A 15,449-nucleotide genomic window follows, 5' to 3' on the forward strand; every position below is an offset into this window, starting at 1 on the left:
CCCTCAATCGAGAGGACGTCGCCCGGCAAGCCGGGCGCCGCCTCTCATCTCGAACGTCAGCTTTCGCTCTCCGGTTTCGGCATCCGCACTGGCCGCTCAGGGCCCATTCCAGCCCGCCAGCGGACATCATGGTTGCCGGAAAGCGGTCGTCGGCGGCGCCAGCCAACCCGCGACCAGGTCGTGCGGACGGGCAACCGGAAAATTCAATCTATGGTGAAAAACCCGCCCGAAAATTCAATGTGTGGCGAACAGCGGGTTCAAAGTAGCGTGCGGAACCGGCGCCTAACACCTTGATGCGCAAACGGTCGGCGGAGCCATCATGGGCGCCGATCGACAACAGCACGTTGCGGGCCTTGTCGAGCACCATCGTCTCCGGGTCGAGGCCGTTGGCGTCGAAGCCGGCCTTGGCGGCGTCGAACACGTAGTTCTCGGTCAGCGGCGTCTCGCCGGTGGAGCCCACGCCCGACTGCGGCGGCAGGCCGGTGAGCTTGCGCGCGGCATCGAGCCTGAGCGGCGTGCTCGACTGCAGCACCGCGCCGTTCTTGCCGACGGTGACCACGCCGAAGCTCGGCGCAAAGGACGGCGCCGGGAACACCTTGCTGATGTTGGTGGCGCCGCCGCCGCCGGGCACGGGCGCCGTCGGGCCGTCGCCGTTGGGGCCGCGCTCGGTGATGGCGTAGAACTCCAGTGTGCCGTCGGCCGCCGTGCCCTTGAAGGCCAGACCCGAACCGTAGGCTGGCAGGAAGCCGTCCGCGAACTCGGCGCGGGTCTTCTCGTTGCTGCCTTCGTAGGGCACGTAGAACTTCTTGTCGGCCTGCAGCTGATGGCGCGTGACGTTCACCGCGATGCTGCCGAGCGCGTTGGTCTGTGTCGAAGCTTCGGTCACCGGCGTGCCCAGGTTGGCGGCCAGCGTGTTCTCGAAGTGTTCGCGCGCCAGCAGGCGGCGGCCGGCATCGATCACGCGCGTGCTGTACGGGCTGGGCAGAGCTGCGAGCAGCGTGCCGAGCTTGGCGTCGAAGGCGCTGGCCTCGGCGTCGAAATCGAGCAAGCCGGCCGTGAGCGCCGCCTTCAGCGCATCGGTGATCTTGATGCCGTTGGAGGGGGCGCCGTCCTCGTCGAAGCTCTGCAGCGCGAACAGGCGATTGACCACCTTGTCGGCCTTCACGCCGGCCGCGGTGGCTTGCAGATTGGCCAGCGTGAGCGGGGTGATCGCAGCACCGCAGGTCGCGCTGCCGAGCACGAGCGCACCCAGGCTGAAGCGCACCGTCTCGCCTTCCTTGCAGACGAATTCGCCCTTGGCGGAGGTGACTGCCTTGGCGGACGAGCCCGCCATGTAGTCCAGGCCTTCGACGGCGGAATCGAGGAACACGCCGGTGACGCTCCTGGCTGCAGGCGGTGCATCTCCACCGCCCGACGACGGCGCGAAACCGCCCCCGCCCCCGCCTCCCCCGCCGCCGCATGCCGTCGCCACCACGCCGGCAGTCATCGCTGCCAGCCACCCCATCCTCGATCGCTTGTTCATTCTTGTTCCTGCTGGTTCGCCCCGCGCACCGTGCGCGAGCCCCGGGGATTGAGGCGAAGCTTTGTGACGCTGCGGTGAAACGCTAGGCTGGCCCGCCTAGAACGCGCCGGATGCCTTGCTCGGCACCGGTCCGCGCATTAACCTGCAAGCAGGGGCGGGGCCCCTCCCGCCCGGGAGACCGCCATGTATGAACGCATACTCGTCGCCACCGACGGTTCCGAACTCTCGGAACAAGCCGTGACCAGCGCGATCGACCTGGCCATCCTGATGAAAGCCGAACTGGTTGCCGTCAAGGTGGTGCACCACTACCCCACCGGCTATTTCGAGGGCTCGCTGCTCTTGAACCAGATGGAAGTCACGCGCCTGCAGGAACAAGCCGATGCCGAAGCGCAGCGCGTGGTCGATACGGTGAAGGAAAAGGCGCTGGCCAAGGGCGTCGAGAGCACCAAGGCGGTCGTCATGAAGTCCGAGCTCGTCTCGGAAGCCATCATCGAAGCCGCCCGCAACTTCCGCTGCGATCTGATCGTCATGGCATCGCACGGCCGGCGTGGCATCAAGCGCCTGCTGATGGGCAGCGAAACGCTGCACGTGCTGACGCACTCGCACACGCCGGTGCTGGTGCTGCGTTAAGCGGATAACAGGGTCTGGTCAGCGCGCCGCGCCGGCTTCGCGCTGCCGGTCCTCGTGCTTGTGCGCGAGGTAGGTTGCGAGGTCGATCTCGTGCAGCTGCTCCGGATATTGCTCGACGGCTTCGAACCAGCGATGCAAGCGCTTCTCCGAGCGCTTCGCTGCCGGCACCTTGAGGCCGGCCAGGTAGGCATCGAGGGTGAGGAAGTAGCGCATCGCGTTGCGCTCCATCAGGCCGCGCAGTCCGCGGATGTATTCGGGCTGGCCGTTCGGCGCCTTTCCGACCACGGTGAAACCCACCTTGTGGCTGCCGAAGGTCGCGAGGTAGGCCATGGTGGCGTAGCGCGCCATCATGTTGTGGTCGTAGGCGTAGCCGAAGTGCAGGAAGGTCTGGCGCTCGCCGAGCGGCGTGGCCTCGAGCATCACGCGGTAGCGGCTGGTGCCGAGCGGCCCTGCTTCCGCGGACAAATCGATCGCCAGGTAGTCGCGCGTGGCGCTGGCGGTGCGATGGGTGAAGGGGAGCTCGAAGGCCTGCTCCACCGGCGTGTCGTAGCGCCGCACCACGCTGAGCGTGAGCACGTCGCCGTCCGGCTGCCGGACCACGCGGCAACGCCGGTTGTTGATGTGCAGGCGCAGCATCTCGCACCACTGAGACGCATTGCCGAGCGCGGCGCGCACCTCGCCCAACGGGTGATCGACGACGGCATAGATATCGCCTTGGAGCCCGTTCTCCGTTTCCACCGATTCCAGATGCATCGGCCGCTTCAGCGGGCTGCGTGCGAGCTGGCCGGCCAGCTTCTGGTGCAGCTCGCGCAGGGCCTGCGCCGAGCCGGCCTCTTGCGCAATTGCCTGCGCGCCGAGCGCCCAGGCACCCAGCGCGAGCCACAGGACCATGCGAGATACGCAGCGACACGAAGCGGCCAAGAAGCTGTTCATGTCCGACACCATACAACGGCTCGGCTTTCAGCCGCTGCCGGCGCGCCTGCGCCGCGTGCGCGAGAGACAGGCTTAGAGGCCGCAGCGCTCAGCGGCTCTTGCGCAGCGGCTTGCCGCGCCCGGCGCCGTTGTCGCGCGGCGGCAGCCCGGTGTGCTGCGTGAGGATGCGGCCCTTGACGGGCTGCACGGGCTTCAGCTCGACCGTGGTCGAGTTCTTGCGCCGGGCGCTCTGGTAGCTGCCGTCGGTCAGCGGCTGATAGGTCGGGATCAGGTGGTGCTTGCCGTTGCCGATCAGGTCGGCGCGGCCCATCTTCTTGAGCGCCTCGCGCAGCAGCGGCCAGTTGTTGGCATCGTGGTAGCGCAAAAAGGCCTTGTGCAGGCGGCGGCGCTTGTCGCCGCGCACGATGTCCACCGTCTCGCTCTCGCGGGTGATCTTGCGCAGCGGATTCTTGTTGGTGTGGTACATCGTCGTCGCGGTGGCCATCGGCGACGGATAGAAGGTCTGCACCTGGTCGGCGCGAAAGCCGTTCTTCTTGAGCCAGATCGCGAGGTTCATCATGTCCTCGTCGCTGGTGCCCGGATGCGCAGCGATGAAGTAGGGGATCAGGTACTGCTTCTTGCCCGCTTCCGCGCTGAACCTCTCGAACATCTGTTTGAACTTGTCGTAGCTGCCGATGCCGGGCTTCATCATCTTGGTGAGCGGGCCCTGCTCTGTGTGCTCGGGCGCGATCTTCAGGTAGCCACCCACGTGGTGCTGCACCAGTTCCTTCACGTACTCGGGCGACTGCACGGCCAGGTCGTAGCGCAGCCCCGAACCGATCAGGATCTTCTTGATGCCCTTCAGCGCACGCGCGCGGCGATAGATCTTGATCAGCGGGTCGTGATTGGTGTTGAGGTTCGGGCAGATGCCCGGGTACACGCAGCTGGGCTTGCGGCAGGCCGATTCGATCTCGGGGCTCTTGCAGCCGATGCGGTACATGTTGGCCGTCGGCCCGCCGAGGTCGGAGATGGTGCCGGTGAAGCCTTTCACGCTGTCGCGGATGGCCTCGACCTCCTTGATGATCGATTCTTCCGAACGGCTCTGGATGATGCGGCCCTCGTGCTCGGTGATCGAGCAGAAGGTGCAGCCGCCGAAGCAGCCGCGCATGATGTTCACGCTGAAGCGGATCATTTCCCAGGCCGGGATCTTGGTCGCGCCGTCGTGGCTGCCGTGCTCGTCGGCGTAGCGCGGATGCGGGCTGCGCGCGTACGGCAGGTCGAACACGTGGTCCATCTCTGCCGTGGTGAGCGGGATCGGCGGCGGGTTGATCCAGACGTCGCGCGCGGTCGTGCCCTCGCCATGCGCCTGCACCAGGGCCCGGGCATTGCCAGGGTTGGTCTCGAGGTGCAGCACGCGGTTGGCATGGGCATAGAGCACCGGGTCGGCACGCACCTGCTCGTAGGAAGGCAGGCGGATCACCGAGCGCTCGCGCGGCGGGACCTTGAGCTTGCTGCGACCCTGCAAGGCCGGGTTGGGCACGAAGTTCAGCGGCTTGATGGCTGGGTTGACCGAAGCAGCCGCCTGCGCCGCAGCGGCCACCGCCTCGGCCTCGTCTTCCTTCGCACAGGTCGCGCCATTCGCCTTGGCCTGCTCCGAGACCATCAGGTAGGGGTTCACATGGGCTTCGACGCGGCCGGGCTCATCGACGCTGGTCGAGTCGATCTCGAACCAGCCTCGGGCCGACTCGTCGCCATTACGCCGCACGAAGGCGGTGCCGCGCACGTCCGTGATCTGCGCCACGGGCTCGCGCGCGGCCAGGCGGTGCGCGATCTCGACGATCGCGCGCTCGGCATTGCCGTAGAGCAGCAGGTCGCACTTGGCGTCCACCACGATGGATCGGCGCACCTTGTCCTGCCAGTAGTCGTAATGGGCGATGCGGCGCAGCGACCCTTCGATGCCGCCGAGCACGATCGGCACCTCGTTCCAGGCTTCCTTGCAGCGCTGCGAATAGACGATGGCCGCGCGGTCGGGCCGGCCGCCGCCGACGTCGCCGGGCGTGTAGGCATCGTCGCTGCGGATCTTGCGGTCGGCCGTGTAGCGGTTGATCATCGAATCCATGTTGCCGGCGGTCACGCCGAAGAACAGGTTCGGTTTGCCCAGTGCCTTGAAGGGCTCGGCGCTGTGCCAGTCGGGCTGCGCGATGATGCCGACGCGGAAACCCTGCGCCTCCAGCATGCGGCCGATCACCGCCATGCCGAAGCTCGGATGGTCGACGTAGGCGTCGCCGGTGACGATGACGATGTCGCAGCTGTCCCAGCCGAGCGCGTCCATCTCCGCGCGCGAGGTGGGCAGGAATTTCGCCGTGCCGAAGCGGGCTGCCCAGTACTTGCGGTAGCTGGTCAGCGGCTTCGCAGCACGCTGGAAGAAAGAGACGTCGACAGGGGCGTTCATCGGGGGAAGGGGTGGCGGCTGGACATGCCGCGGCGGCCCGTTTTCGGGCAACCGGCGATTTTACGGGTTCGGGGTGGGTCTGTCGCCCTAAAGGCCTTGGCGGGACGCGAAGGCGAGTCCCGCAAATGCTTGCTCGAGTCAACTATTCAATTGACAATAGCAAGCATGTCCGTCGAAACACCTTTTCTTTCCGACGTGGCCGCCGTCAAGGCGGTGCGCCAGTTCAACCGCTTCTATACGCGCCGCATCGGTGCCCTCGACCCCTACCTGGGCAGCGAGATGTCGCTGACCGACGTGCGCGTGCTCTACGAGCTTGCCCACCGCGAGAGCGCGGTGGCGAGCGAGATCGGCAAGGACCTCGGGCTCGACGGCGGCTACCTGAGCCGCATCCTGCGCCGCTTCGAAAGCGCCGACTGGCTCACGCGCGAGACGCATCCGAAGGATGCCCGCCAGAGCCTGCTGCGCCTCACGGAGGCCGGCCATGCGGCCTTCGCGCCACTGCAGCAGAAATCGCGCGACGAGGCACGCGCCCTGCTCTCGGCGCTGTCGGCGCCGCAGCAACGCCAGTTGATCGATGCGATGCACACGGTGCAGGCGCTGATCGAACCCGCGGCCAACGCGCCGGCCAAGCCCCGCACCGCCGTGCTGCGCGATCCGGGCCCCGGCGACATCGGCTGGGTGGTGCAGCAGCATGGCGAGATCTATGCGCGCGAGTACGGCTGGAACGGCGAATTCGAAGCGCTTGTGGCCGAGATCGCAGGCCAGTTCCTGCGCAAGTTCCAGCCCGAATGGGAGCGCTGCTGGATCGCCGAGCTCGACGGCGAGCGCGTCGGCGCCGTGTTCCTGATGCGCAAATCGGCCACCGTCGCCCAGCTGCGGCTCCTGATCCTCACGCCGCAGGCGCGCGGCCTGGGCCTGGGCGCCCGGCTCACCGACGAATGCATCGCCTTCGCGCGCCACAAGGGCTACAAGAAGATGCTGCTGTGGACCAACAGCTGCCTGAGCGCCGCACGCGGCATCTACGCCGCGCGCGGCTTCAAGCTGGTCAAGTCCGAGCCCTACGAAGGCTTCGGCCAGCAGCTGGTCGGCGAGACCTGGGAGCTCAAGCTCACTGCATGAACCAGCCGTGGCTCACGACCAGCGACTGCCCGGTAAGCGCATTGGTCGGGAAGGCCGCGAACATCAGCGCCACGCGCGCCACGTCGTCGGTGGTGGTGAACTCGCCATCCACCGTCTCCTTGAGCATCACGTTCTTGATCACCTGCTCCTCGGTGATGCCCAGCGTCTTGGCCTGCTCGGGGATCTGCTTCTCGACCAGCGGCGTGCGCACGAAGCCCGGGCAGATCACGTTGGCGCGCACGCCGTGCCTGGCCCCCTCCTTCGCGACCGTCTTGGCCAGCCCGATCAGGCCGTGCTTGGCCGTGACGTAGGGCGCCTTGAGCAGCGAGGCTTCCTTGGAATGCACCGAGCCCATGTAGATCACGCTGCCGCCGCGGCCCTGCGCGTACATGTGCTTGAGGCAGGCCTTGGTGGTGAGGAAGGCGCCGTCGAGGTGGATGGCCAGCATCTTCTTCCAGTCGGCGAAGCTGAACTCCTCGACCGGATGCACGATCTGGATGCCGGCATTGCTGATCAGGATGTCGATGCCGCCGAAGGCCTTGGCGGCTTCCCCGACGGCGGCATCGACCTGTTCTTCGCTGGTGACGTCGACGCCGACGCCGATCGCCTGTGCGCCGGCCTCCTTGAGCTCGGCGGCGGTGGCGTCGGCCGCCTGCTTGTTGAGGTCGGCGATCACGATCTTCGCGCCTTCCTGCGCGAACAGGATGGCGATCTCCTTGCCGATGCCGCTGGCCGAACCGGTGATGAAAGCGACCTTGTCCTTGAGTTGCATGGGATCTCCTTGGGATGAAAGGTGAAGAGAGGATGGCGCGTGCAAGCTGCGTGCCTGTGACGCAGCCTGCGCCCGAAGTCTTGAATGAAGCTGACCAGTGCCCTCAGCGACCCGCCGGAATGGCCGGCACCCGCATCGGATGGCGAACGCGCGGCGCGCTGGGCTGGGCCAGGTCGAAGGTGGTCACGCCGTTGACCTGCGAAGCGCTCTGCAGCAGTTCCGGATGCTCCAGCGTGTTGCAGATGTCGCGCAGGCCGGACTCCCAGTGCTCGTCGACCGAGGCGCGCGAGAACTCGTAATCCTTGGAGTCGAGCTCGTAGGGCTTGTCGCGGTAGATCAGGTGCACGATCTCGATCGGCTGGTGCGTCAGCTGGGCGCACACGGCGGCGACGCTGGCGTCCTTGCGCAGCGCGGCGGGCAGCCTGGCGATCAGGTCGGCCACCGCCTGCTGCAGGTTCATGTTCGAGGCCATGGCGTCGGTGTTCATGCGCGTGCGGCTCGAGTAGGTAATGTCCTTCTGCCGCTCCAGGGTCTCGGCCAGCGTGCGCGGCATGATGCCGCGGGCGCTGAACAGGTCGACCTGCAGCACCATCAACGGCTCGCTGCGCGGATGCGTGTCGAGCACGTACTGCAGGGGCGTGTTGGAAACGATGCCGCCGTCCCAGTAGTCCTCACCCTCGATGTGCACCGGCGCAAAGCCGGGCGGCAAGGCGCCGCTGGCCATGATGTGCTCGGGGCCGATGCGCTGCTTCTTGTTGTCGAAATAGACCGAGTTGCCGCTGCGCACGTTGACCGCGCCCACGCTGAAGCGGATCTCGTCGTCGTTGAGGCGGTCGAAATCCACCAGCCGCTCGAGCGTGGACTTCAAGGGCGCGGTGTCGTAGTAGCTCAGCACCGGCGCCGCGCCGCCGAGCAGCAGCGCCGGGCTGCGGCGCGGCGTGAAGAAGCCCGGCACGCCGAATACCGCGGCGGAGGTGGCGCTCCACTGGTTGAAGAGCGCGCGGTCGCCCCAGCCCGGCGGCAGGCGCTGGGCCGGGCCCGATGAGACGAGATCCCAGAACTCGCGCAGGCGGGCGACGCGCAGCTCGGGCGCGTTGCCGGCGATCAGCGCGGCATTGACCGCGCCGATCGACACGCCGGCCACCCAGTCGAGCTCTTTGTGCTTCTCGAACACGCCGGCGTACACGCCGGCCTGGTAGGCGCCCAGCGCGCCGCCGCCCTGGAGCACCAGGGCTTTCTTGGCGGTCGTGATGTCGACGCGAGGGGTGGAAGGATGCGAGTTCGGTTTTTTGGCGGCGGGCATGGATCAATTTGACACCATGCGCACCGCCGCCGCGGCTCGCAGGGCTACATCTTCGGCAGCATCTGCCCGCGGATTTCGCCGCCAGGATTGGCCGCCGTGTGGATGTTGGCGTACCACTTGCCGGCCATGAGGTCGGCGGCCTGGGCCGGCGTCAGCGTGGCCTGGCCCTCGATCGGGCTGGCCGGACTCGCGAAGGGCAGCACGATGCCGGCATTGTCGCCGGCGGCGGCCGGACCGTGGAAGTGCGCCGCGGTGGCCGGACCGCTCAAGCCGGTATAGACGATCTTGTACTTGAGGACATTGGTGTCCTTGTTCAGCCAGGCCTCGGCCAGGCCGCTGCCGCGCGTCATGTTGGGGGGCACCTGGCTGGCCGCATTCATGCTGCCGCTGAAGCTCGCCGTGTTGGACTTCGACATCATTCCGCAGCCCGCGAGTGCCGCGGTCGCGACGCCAGCCACGAGGGCCATGCGCAAGAGGGTCCCATATTTGTTCATTGCGATCTCCGTCAGTTTCAAGAGCACCCAGCATAGACAGCGCCCGGCGGGCAGCGTGTCGGCCACGAGCCCGACTTCGGGGCACCCGATGGCATCATCGAGCCCATGAAATCCCTGCCTACAGCCCACGATGTCGCGACCTTCTGGACCGAGGCCGGACCGAAGCGCTGGTTCGCCAAGGACGAGGCCTTCGATGCCGAATTCAAGTCGCGCTTCGAAGCCGCCCACCATGCCGCCGCCATCGGCGCGCTCGACGCCTGGGCGGCCGATGCCGAAGGCGCGCTCGCCCTCATGGTGCTGCTCGACCAGTTCCCGCGCAACGCGTGGCGCAACAGCGCTCACATGTTTGCCACCGACGGCAAGGCGCGCGCCATCGCGGGTACGGCGATCGAGGCCGGCCTGGACCGGCAGGTCGAAGCCGCGCTGCGGCCCTTCTTCTACCTGCCCTTCATGCATTCCGAATCGCTCCAGGACCAGGAGCGCTCCGTCGAGCTGAATGCCGCGCTCGATGCCAACACGCAGCGCTACGCGGTGCTGCACCGGGACATCATTGCGCGCTTCGGCCACTTTCCCCATCGCAACAAGGCGCTGGGCCGCGAGACCACGCCGGAGGAGCAGGCGTTCCTCGATGAGGGCGGCTTCGCCGGCTAGGCGCGCGTCGGCGAGGAAGGCGCGCCCGGTCGCGCGACGTCGTGCAGCGATCCGTACTTGTGCGCGTAGACCCAGGTGAACTCGGCGCCCAAGAGGAAGATCTGCGCCGAGTAGTAGACCCACACCAGCACCACCACCAGCGAACCCGCGGCGCCGTAGCCCGAGGCCACGCTGCTCTTGCCGATGTACAGGCCGATCAGGTGCTTGCCCACGGTGAACAGCAGCGCCGTGACCGCGGCCCCCACCCACACGTCGCGCCATTGCACGCGCACGCGCGGCATGATCTTGTAGATCATCGCGAAGCCGACCGTCACCATCGCGAAGCTGAAGACGAAGTTGACCGCCTGCGCGAGCGTCGCCCAGCCGCCGAAGACCGGTGCCCACCACTTGCTGAGCGCCGCCAGCGCCGCGCTGGCCACCAGCGACACCATCAGCAGGAAGCCAATCCCCATGATCATGCCGAAGGACAGCAGGCGCACCCGCAGCAGGCTCAGGAGACCGCTGCTCTCGTCGCGCGCAGGGGCGCGCCAGATGCGGTCGAGCGCATCCTGCAGTTCGCCGAACACCGTGGTCGCGCCGATCACCAGCAAGGCGATGCCGATCACGGTGGCGACGATGCCTTCCTTCGGCTTGTTGACGGCCTCCAGCATGCCCTGCACCGCCCGCGCGCCCTGCTCGCCCATGAGGCCCGAGAGCTGCGTCATGATCTCGCCGCGCGCCGCTTCCTGGCCGAACACCAGGCCGGCCACCGAGATCACGATCAGCAGCAGGGGCGCCACCGAGAACACCGTGTAGTAGGCCAGTGCCGCGCCCATGCTCGGCGCGTAGTCGGCCTTCCAGGACATGAGGGCCTCCTTGCAGAGATCGAAGAGTTCGCGCGGCTGCATGGCGCGAGTGTCGCAGCATGCGCAGCGCCGGCGTGTCGGCAAACGGCCCGCCCGACCTGCCCCGATAATCGAGCGCGATGCACCCGGCCCCTACCGATGCGGCGGCACCCGACCGCCCGCAACCCCGATCCACCCGCGACCTCTTCGTTTCGTTCACCTGGCTCGCATTGCAGGGCTTCGGCGGCGTGCTCGCGATCGTGCAGCGCGAGATGGTCGAGAAGAAGCGCTGGCTCACGGCCGACGAATTCCTCGAGGACTGGGCAGTCGCCCAGGTGCTGCCGGGGCCGAACGTGATCAACCTGGCGCTGATGATCGGCGACCGCTACTTCGGCCTGCGCGGCGCCGTGGCCGCGGTGGCTGGCATGCTGACGGTGCCGCTGGTCGTGATCCTCGCGCTGGCCGTGCTCTACGCCCACTACGCCGGCAACCCGCAGGTCGCCGGCGCCTTGCGCGGCATGGGGGCGGTGGCCGGCGGGCTGATCGCCGCCACCGGTATCAAGCTGATCCCGGCGCTGCGCCGGCATCCGCTCGGCTTCGGCGCCTGCCTGGGCTTCGTGGCCCTGGTCTTCGCTGCCATCGCGTTCGCGCGCATTCCGCTCGGATGGGTGCTGCTGGCGGTGGGCGGCGTAGCCTGCGTGTGGACCTGGCGAAAGATCGGACCATGAGCATCGCCGGGCCGCCCCAAGATGCGAGAGCCCCCTCGGGGGGCAGCGAGCACACGCCAGTGCCGAGCGTAGGGGCCACATGACCATTGCCATGCACTGGCACGACTGGCTGGCCCTTTTCGGCCAGTACCTGCTGCTCTCGCTGCTCTCGATCAGCGGCGCCATCACCACCGTGCCCGACATGCACCGCTACCTGGTCGCCCAGCACGGCTGGCTGACCGACGCGCAGTTCAGCTCCTCGGTCGCGATCGCGCAGGCCGCGCCGGGGCCCAACGTGCTCTTCGTTGCGTTGATGGGGTGGAACGTGGGCCTCAATGCCGGCGGCGGCATCGGTGCCGGCCCGCAGGCCTGGGGGCTCGGCCTGCTCGGGCTCGCGGTCACGATGGTCGGCATCATGCTGCCGAGCACCACGCTGACCTACGTCGCGACGCGCTGGGGCCATCGCAACCGCACGCGGCGCGAGGTGCGCGCCTTCAAGCAGGGCATGGCGCCGGTGGTGGTGGGCCTGCTGATCGCGACCGGCTGGGTGCTCGCCGCCGGTAACCATGGCGGCGGTGCGCCCGCCTGGCACCTCTGGCTGCTGACCGGCGTGGCAGCATTTATCGTCTGGCGCACCCGCATCCATCTGCTCTGGCTGCTCGGTGCCGGGGCGCTGCTGGGCGCGCTGGGCTTCGTCTGAGTCTTCAAGGAAAGCATCCCATGCAACTTCGCCCCCTCGGCCGCTCCGGCCTCCAGGTCTCGCCGCTCGCCTTCGGCGGCAACGTCTTCGGCTGGACCGTCGACGAGGCGCTCTCGTTCCGGCTGCTCGATGCCTGGCTCGACGCCGGCTTCAACTTTGTCGACACCGCCGACGTCTACTCGAGCTGGGTGCCGGGCCACAGCGGCGGCGAATCGGAAACCATCATCGGCAAGTGGCTGCGCCAGACCGGCAAGCGCAACCGCGTGGTGCTCGCGACCAAGGTCGGCAAGCCGATGGGCGAAGGCAAGAAGGGGCTTTCGCCGGCCTACATCCGCGCGGCGGTCGATGCGTCGCTCAAGCGCCTCAAGACCGATCACATCGACCTCTACCAGTCGCACGACGACGATGCCGAGACGCCGCTGGCCGACACGCTCGGCGCCTTCGCCGACCTGATCAAGGCCGGCAAGGTGCGCGCCATCGGCGCCTCGAACTACAGCGCGCCGCGGCTGGCGGACGCGCTCGAGGTCGCCGAGCGCGAAGGCCTGCCGCGCTACGAGAGCCTGCAGCCGCTCTACAACCTCTACGACCGCGCGATGTTCGAGGACGCGCTGGAACCGCTGTGCCTCGAACGCGGCGTCGGCGTGATCAACTTCTACGCGCTCGCGGCCGGCTTCCTCACGGGCAAGTACCGCAGCGAGGCCGACGCCGCCAAGAGCGCGCGCGGCGCGAACACCACGAAGAAGTACCTCAACCCACGCGGCCTGCGCATCCTGGCCGCGCTCGATGCGGCGGCCAATGCGCATGGCGCGACGCCGGGCCAGGTCGCGATCGCCTGGCAGATCGCGCGCCCCTCCATCACGGCACCCATCGCGAGCGCCACTTCGCAGAAGCAGCTCGACGAGTTGGTGGCCGCGGCCAGCCTTGCGCTCGATGCCGAAACCATCGCCGCGCTCGACGCCGCGAGCGCCGAGACCGCGGCGCGGTAGGCACCCTCCCACACGCATTGGCGGCACCAGCCGCCGTGCCTGGCCGATTCCCCGGACACACTGGCTCGATCCAAACATCGGAGAGAGAACCATGTCCTTTGCGCTCTACCTGATCGGTTTTCTGATCTTCCTGGCCGGCGTGGCCTGGGGCGCCTCGGTGGCCGGCGTGCCGACGCTCTACATCGGCATCGGCGCGCTCATCCTGCTCGGCATCGGCATCTTCACCGCCGTGGGGCGCACGCGCAGCAAGGATCCTTCCTGAGCTTTTTTTAGCGCTGCCCCGCCTCTTGAAATCCGCGCGGGCCGGTCCTACCTCCTTGACCGGAAGCGCCGGAGGCGTCTCCGGCGCTCCGTTTGTCTCTTCAGCCAAATGGAGGTTTCGCCATGTATCGATCCCTGTTCCCACGCGATCTGTTCGCCGAGATGGAGCGCCTGCAACGCGAAATGCAGCAGGCCTTCGATCTGTCTCCGAGCATCCGAGGTTTGGGCCGCGGCGGTTTCCCGGCCCTGAACGTCGGCGGCACGCCGCAAACGGTAGAAATCTACGCCTTCGCCCCCGGCATTGATCCGGCCACGCTCGAGGTCCAGCTCGACCGTGGCTTGCTGACCATTGCCGGCGAGCGCAAGTCGTTGCTGCCGGAAGACGACTCGCCTTCCACCGTGCACATCCACGAGCGTTTTGCGGGCAGCTTCCGCCGCGTTCTCACGCTGCCGGAAGACGCAGACCCCGACGCCGTCGACGCCAAGTACCGCGACGGCATCTTGCACATCACGATCCAGCGGCGCGCTTCCGCGCAGCCCCGTCGCATCGCCATCCAATGAAAGGAGCACTTGCCATGAACGAGCTTGACACCCTCGCCCGCAAGGACAAGGCGGGCTACGGCGAGGCGGCGCTCACGCCGCCGGTGGACGTGGTGGAGGACAGCACCGGCATCACGCTCTATGCCGATCTGCCCGGCGTCTCCAAGGACAAGCTGCGGCTCCAGGTGGAGTCCGACACGCTCACCATCGACGCCGAGTCGGACCTGGCCGTCCCCGAAGGCCTGCAATCGAGCCACGCCGAGGTCGGCCTCGCGCGCTTCCACCGCGTCTTCACGCTGAGCAAGGAGCTCGACACCGAGAAGGTCTCGGCCGAGCTGGCCAACGGCGTACTGACGCTGCGCATCCCCAAGGTGGAACAGGCGCAGCCGCGGCGCATCGACATCAAGGTAGCCTGAGCGCTCGGACCGCCCCCGGCGGTCAAAGCAAAGTAGGCCCATGCGGAAGGTTTAAGCTTCCGCATGGATCAATTCGGCCATCGGAACAAAAAGACCTTGAGCGAGGAAATCATGAATGAAGACGGCGAAGTCAAACGCTTCGTCTATGCGGACTGGGAGATTCGCGTCTGCCTGAGTGCCCTGGGGGTCGATGGTCAGACGGCCGGACATGCCGATCTGTGGCGAGAAGGAGCCCACCTGTGCCGCGTTGCGCTGTCGGGCCGCTTTGAGGACGACGCGCAGGCCTGCGACGCCTTGGAACGCAAGGCCAGGGATTGGGTCGACGACTGGAGTTCCCGCGACCACACCGGCAACACCGGCTTCGTCAGCCTTTAGGGCCTGAACAGGCCCTAAGCCGCGAGGCTGCGCTGCCGCATCGCTTCGTAGAGGCACACCCCGCTCGCGACCGAGACATTGAGGCTCTCTACCGCGCCGGCCATCGGAATGCTCACCAGCGCGTCGCAGGTCTTGCGCGTGAGCTGCCGCATGCCCTCGCCCTCGGCGCCCAGCACCAGCGCGAGCGGGCGCCTCAGGTCGCTCTGGTAGAGCGTGCCCGGCGCGTCGTCGCTGGTGCCGACACACCAGATGTTGCGTTCCTTGAGTTCGCCCAGCGTGCGCGCGAGGTTGGTCACCATGAAGTACGGCACCGTCTCGGCCGCGCCGCTCGCCACCTTGGCCACGGTGGCGTTGATGCCGGCCGCATGGTCCTTGGGGGCGATCACCGCGTGCGCGCCCGCGCCGTCGGCCACCCGCAGGCAGGCACCCAGGTTGTGCGGGTCGGTGACGCCGTCGAGCACCAGCAGCAAGGGCACCGTGCCGGCCGCCTCGAGGCCTTCGAGCAGCTCGTCGAGCGAGTGGGTCTGCGGAATCGGCTCCACGCGCGCAGCCACGCCCTGGTGGCCGTGGCTGCCGCTGAGCTTGGACAGGCGCAGGCCGTCGGCCTCGACCAGCCGCACGCCGGCCTCCTGGGCCCGGGCGACGAACTGCCGCATGCGCGCATCGCGCCGGCTGGCATCGAACAGCACCTCGATCACCGATTTGGGCGCGGTCTTGATGCGCACGCCCACGGCATGGAAGCCGAAGATCACTTTGGGGGAAGACATGCGGGGATTATCGAGCCG

General features: G+C 67.7%; 18 protein-coding genes. 10 read left to right on the forward strand and 8 right to left on the reverse strand.

The genetic code is table 11. The features are described from left to right. Positions 1-208: 208 nt before the first annotated feature. Positions 209-1,522, reverse strand: coding sequence for a hypothetical protein (locus ACSQ9I_RS17975; protein ID WP_436313967.1), 1,314 nt, complete (start codon positions 1,520-1,522; stop codon positions 209-211). Between the two features lie 183 nt (positions 1,523-1,705). Between ACSQ9I_RS17975 and ACSQ9I_RS17980 the strand changes: the two genes are divergently transcribed. Beyond that, positions 1,706-2,152: a universal stress protein gene (locus ACSQ9I_RS17980; RefSeq protein ID WP_436313968.1), complete on the forward strand. Its 447-nt coding sequence runs from the start codon at positions 1,706-1,708 to the stop codon at positions 2,150-2,152. An 18-nt stretch (positions 2,153-2,170) separates the two neighbouring features. On the opposite strand, the gene ACSQ9I_RS17985 is transcribed toward ACSQ9I_RS17980, so the two are convergent. Together ACSQ9I_RS17985 and ACSQ9I_RS17990 are read right to left on the reverse strand one after the other, a co-directional pair. Then, positions 2,171-3,043 carry a hypothetical protein gene (locus ACSQ9I_RS17985; protein WP_436313969.1) on the reverse strand — a complete coding sequence of 291 codons (873 nt, stop codon included), beginning with the start codon at positions 3,041-3,043 and terminating at the stop codon, positions 2,171-2,173. A gap of 130 nt (positions 3,044-3,173) precedes the next feature. Further along, on the reverse strand, positions 3,174-5,516 hold the full coding sequence (locus ACSQ9I_RS17990) for a YgiQ family radical SAM protein (RefSeq protein ID WP_436313970.1): 2,343 nt from the start codon (positions 5,514-5,516) through the stop codon (positions 3,174-3,176). 165 nt (positions 5,517-5,681) lie between these two features. Between ACSQ9I_RS17990 and ACSQ9I_RS17995 the strand changes: the two genes are divergently transcribed. Beyond that, complete coding sequence (locus tag ACSQ9I_RS17995; protein WP_436313971.1) at positions 5,682-6,635, forward strand: bifunctional helix-turn-helix transcriptional regulator/GNAT family N-acetyltransferase; 954 nt, start codon at positions 5,682-5,684, stop codon at positions 6,633-6,635. On the opposite strand, the gene ACSQ9I_RS18000 is transcribed toward ACSQ9I_RS17995, so the two are convergent. The 3 genes from ACSQ9I_RS18000 to ACSQ9I_RS18010 form a co-directional block, all read right to left on the reverse strand. After that, complete coding sequence (locus tag ACSQ9I_RS18000) at positions 6,625-7,407, reverse strand: 3-hydroxybutyrate dehydrogenase (RefSeq protein ID WP_436313972.1); 783 nt, start codon at positions 7,405-7,407, stop codon at positions 6,625-6,627. The genes ACSQ9I_RS17995 and ACSQ9I_RS18000 overlap by 11 nt on opposite strands. 103 nt (positions 7,408-7,510) lie before the next feature. Beyond that, a complete protein-coding gene (locus ACSQ9I_RS18005; RefSeq protein ID WP_093108037.1) occupies positions 7,511-8,710 on the reverse strand; it encodes a patatin-like phospholipase family protein in 1,200 nt (399 codons plus the stop codon). Between the two features lie 44 nt (positions 8,711-8,754). Next, a complete protein-coding gene (locus tag ACSQ9I_RS18010) occupies positions 8,755-9,204 on the reverse strand; it encodes a CHRD domain-containing protein (RefSeq protein WP_436313973.1) in 450 nt (149 codons plus the stop codon). Positions 9,205-9,309: 105 nt separating this feature from the next. Here ACSQ9I_RS18010 and ACSQ9I_RS18015 point away from each other — a divergent pair, with 105 nt between their 5' ends. Continuing rightward, positions 9,310-9,855, forward strand: a complete 546-nt coding sequence (locus tag ACSQ9I_RS18015) for a DUF924 family protein (RefSeq protein WP_436313974.1) — start codon at positions 9,310-9,312, stop codon at positions 9,853-9,855. Here the strand turns inward: ACSQ9I_RS18015 and ACSQ9I_RS18020 are convergent. Then, the gene (locus ACSQ9I_RS18020) at positions 9,852-10,742 is read right to left on the reverse strand and encodes a YihY/virulence factor BrkB family protein (RefSeq protein WP_436313975.1); all 891 of its coding nucleotides are present in this window, start codon (positions 10,740-10,742) and stop codon (positions 9,852-9,854) included. The genes ACSQ9I_RS18015 and ACSQ9I_RS18020 overlap by 4 nt on opposite strands. A gap of 77 nt (positions 10,743-10,819) precedes the next feature. On the opposite strand from ACSQ9I_RS18020, the gene ACSQ9I_RS18025 reads away from it, so the two are divergent. From ACSQ9I_RS18025 to ACSQ9I_RS18055, 7 genes are all read left to right on the forward strand, one after another. Next, entirely contained in the window at positions 10,820-11,407 is a 588-nt protein-coding gene (locus ACSQ9I_RS18025; RefSeq protein WP_436313976.1) for a chromate transporter, read from the forward strand. A 79-nt stretch (positions 11,408-11,486) separates the two neighbouring features. Beyond that, the gene (locus ACSQ9I_RS18030) at positions 11,487-12,086 is read left to right on the forward strand and encodes a chromate transporter (RefSeq protein ID WP_436313977.1); all 600 of its coding nucleotides are present in this window, start codon (positions 11,487-11,489) and stop codon (positions 12,084-12,086) included. A gap of 20 nt (positions 12,087-12,106) precedes the next feature. Next, complete coding sequence (locus ACSQ9I_RS18035) at positions 12,107-13,072, forward strand: aldo/keto reductase (protein ID WP_436313978.1); 966 nt, start codon at positions 12,107-12,109, stop codon at positions 13,070-13,072. A gap of 91 nt (positions 13,073-13,163) precedes the next feature. Beyond that, entirely contained in the window at positions 13,164-13,334 is a 171-nt protein-coding gene (locus ACSQ9I_RS18040; RefSeq protein ID WP_139191699.1) for a SoxR reducing system RseC family protein, read from the forward strand. Between the two features lie 122 nt (positions 13,335-13,456). Next, positions 13,457-13,894: an Hsp20/alpha crystallin family protein gene (locus ACSQ9I_RS18045; RefSeq protein ID WP_436313979.1), complete on the forward strand. Its 438-nt coding sequence runs from the start codon at positions 13,457-13,459 to the stop codon at positions 13,892-13,894. Positions 13,895-13,908: 14 nt separating this feature from the next. Further along, the gene (locus ACSQ9I_RS18050) at positions 13,909-14,289 is read left to right on the forward strand and encodes an Hsp20/alpha crystallin family protein (RefSeq protein ID WP_436313980.1); all 381 of its coding nucleotides are present in this window, start codon (positions 13,909-13,911) and stop codon (positions 14,287-14,289) included. Between the two features lie 63 nt (positions 14,290-14,352). Next, complete coding sequence (locus ACSQ9I_RS18055) at positions 14,353-14,664, forward strand: hypothetical protein (RefSeq protein WP_436292757.1); 312 nt, start codon at positions 14,353-14,355, stop codon at positions 14,662-14,664. Between the two features lie 14 nt (positions 14,665-14,678). Here the strand turns inward: ACSQ9I_RS18055 and rlmB are convergent, their stop codons facing one another. Next, positions 14,679-15,431 (reverse strand): 23S rRNA (guanosine(2251)-2'-O)-methyltransferase RlmB, encoded by a 753-nt coding sequence (rlmB, locus tag ACSQ9I_RS18060; protein ID WP_436313981.1) that lies wholly within the window; start codon positions 15,429-15,431, stop codon positions 14,679-14,681. Positions 15,432-15,449 lie beyond the last annotated feature (18 nt).

Source organism: Variovorax sp. LjRoot84, from assembly GCF_964254305.1.
Classification (GTDB): domain Bacteria; phylum Pseudomonadota; class Gammaproteobacteria; order Burkholderiales; family Burkholderiaceae_C; genus Variovorax.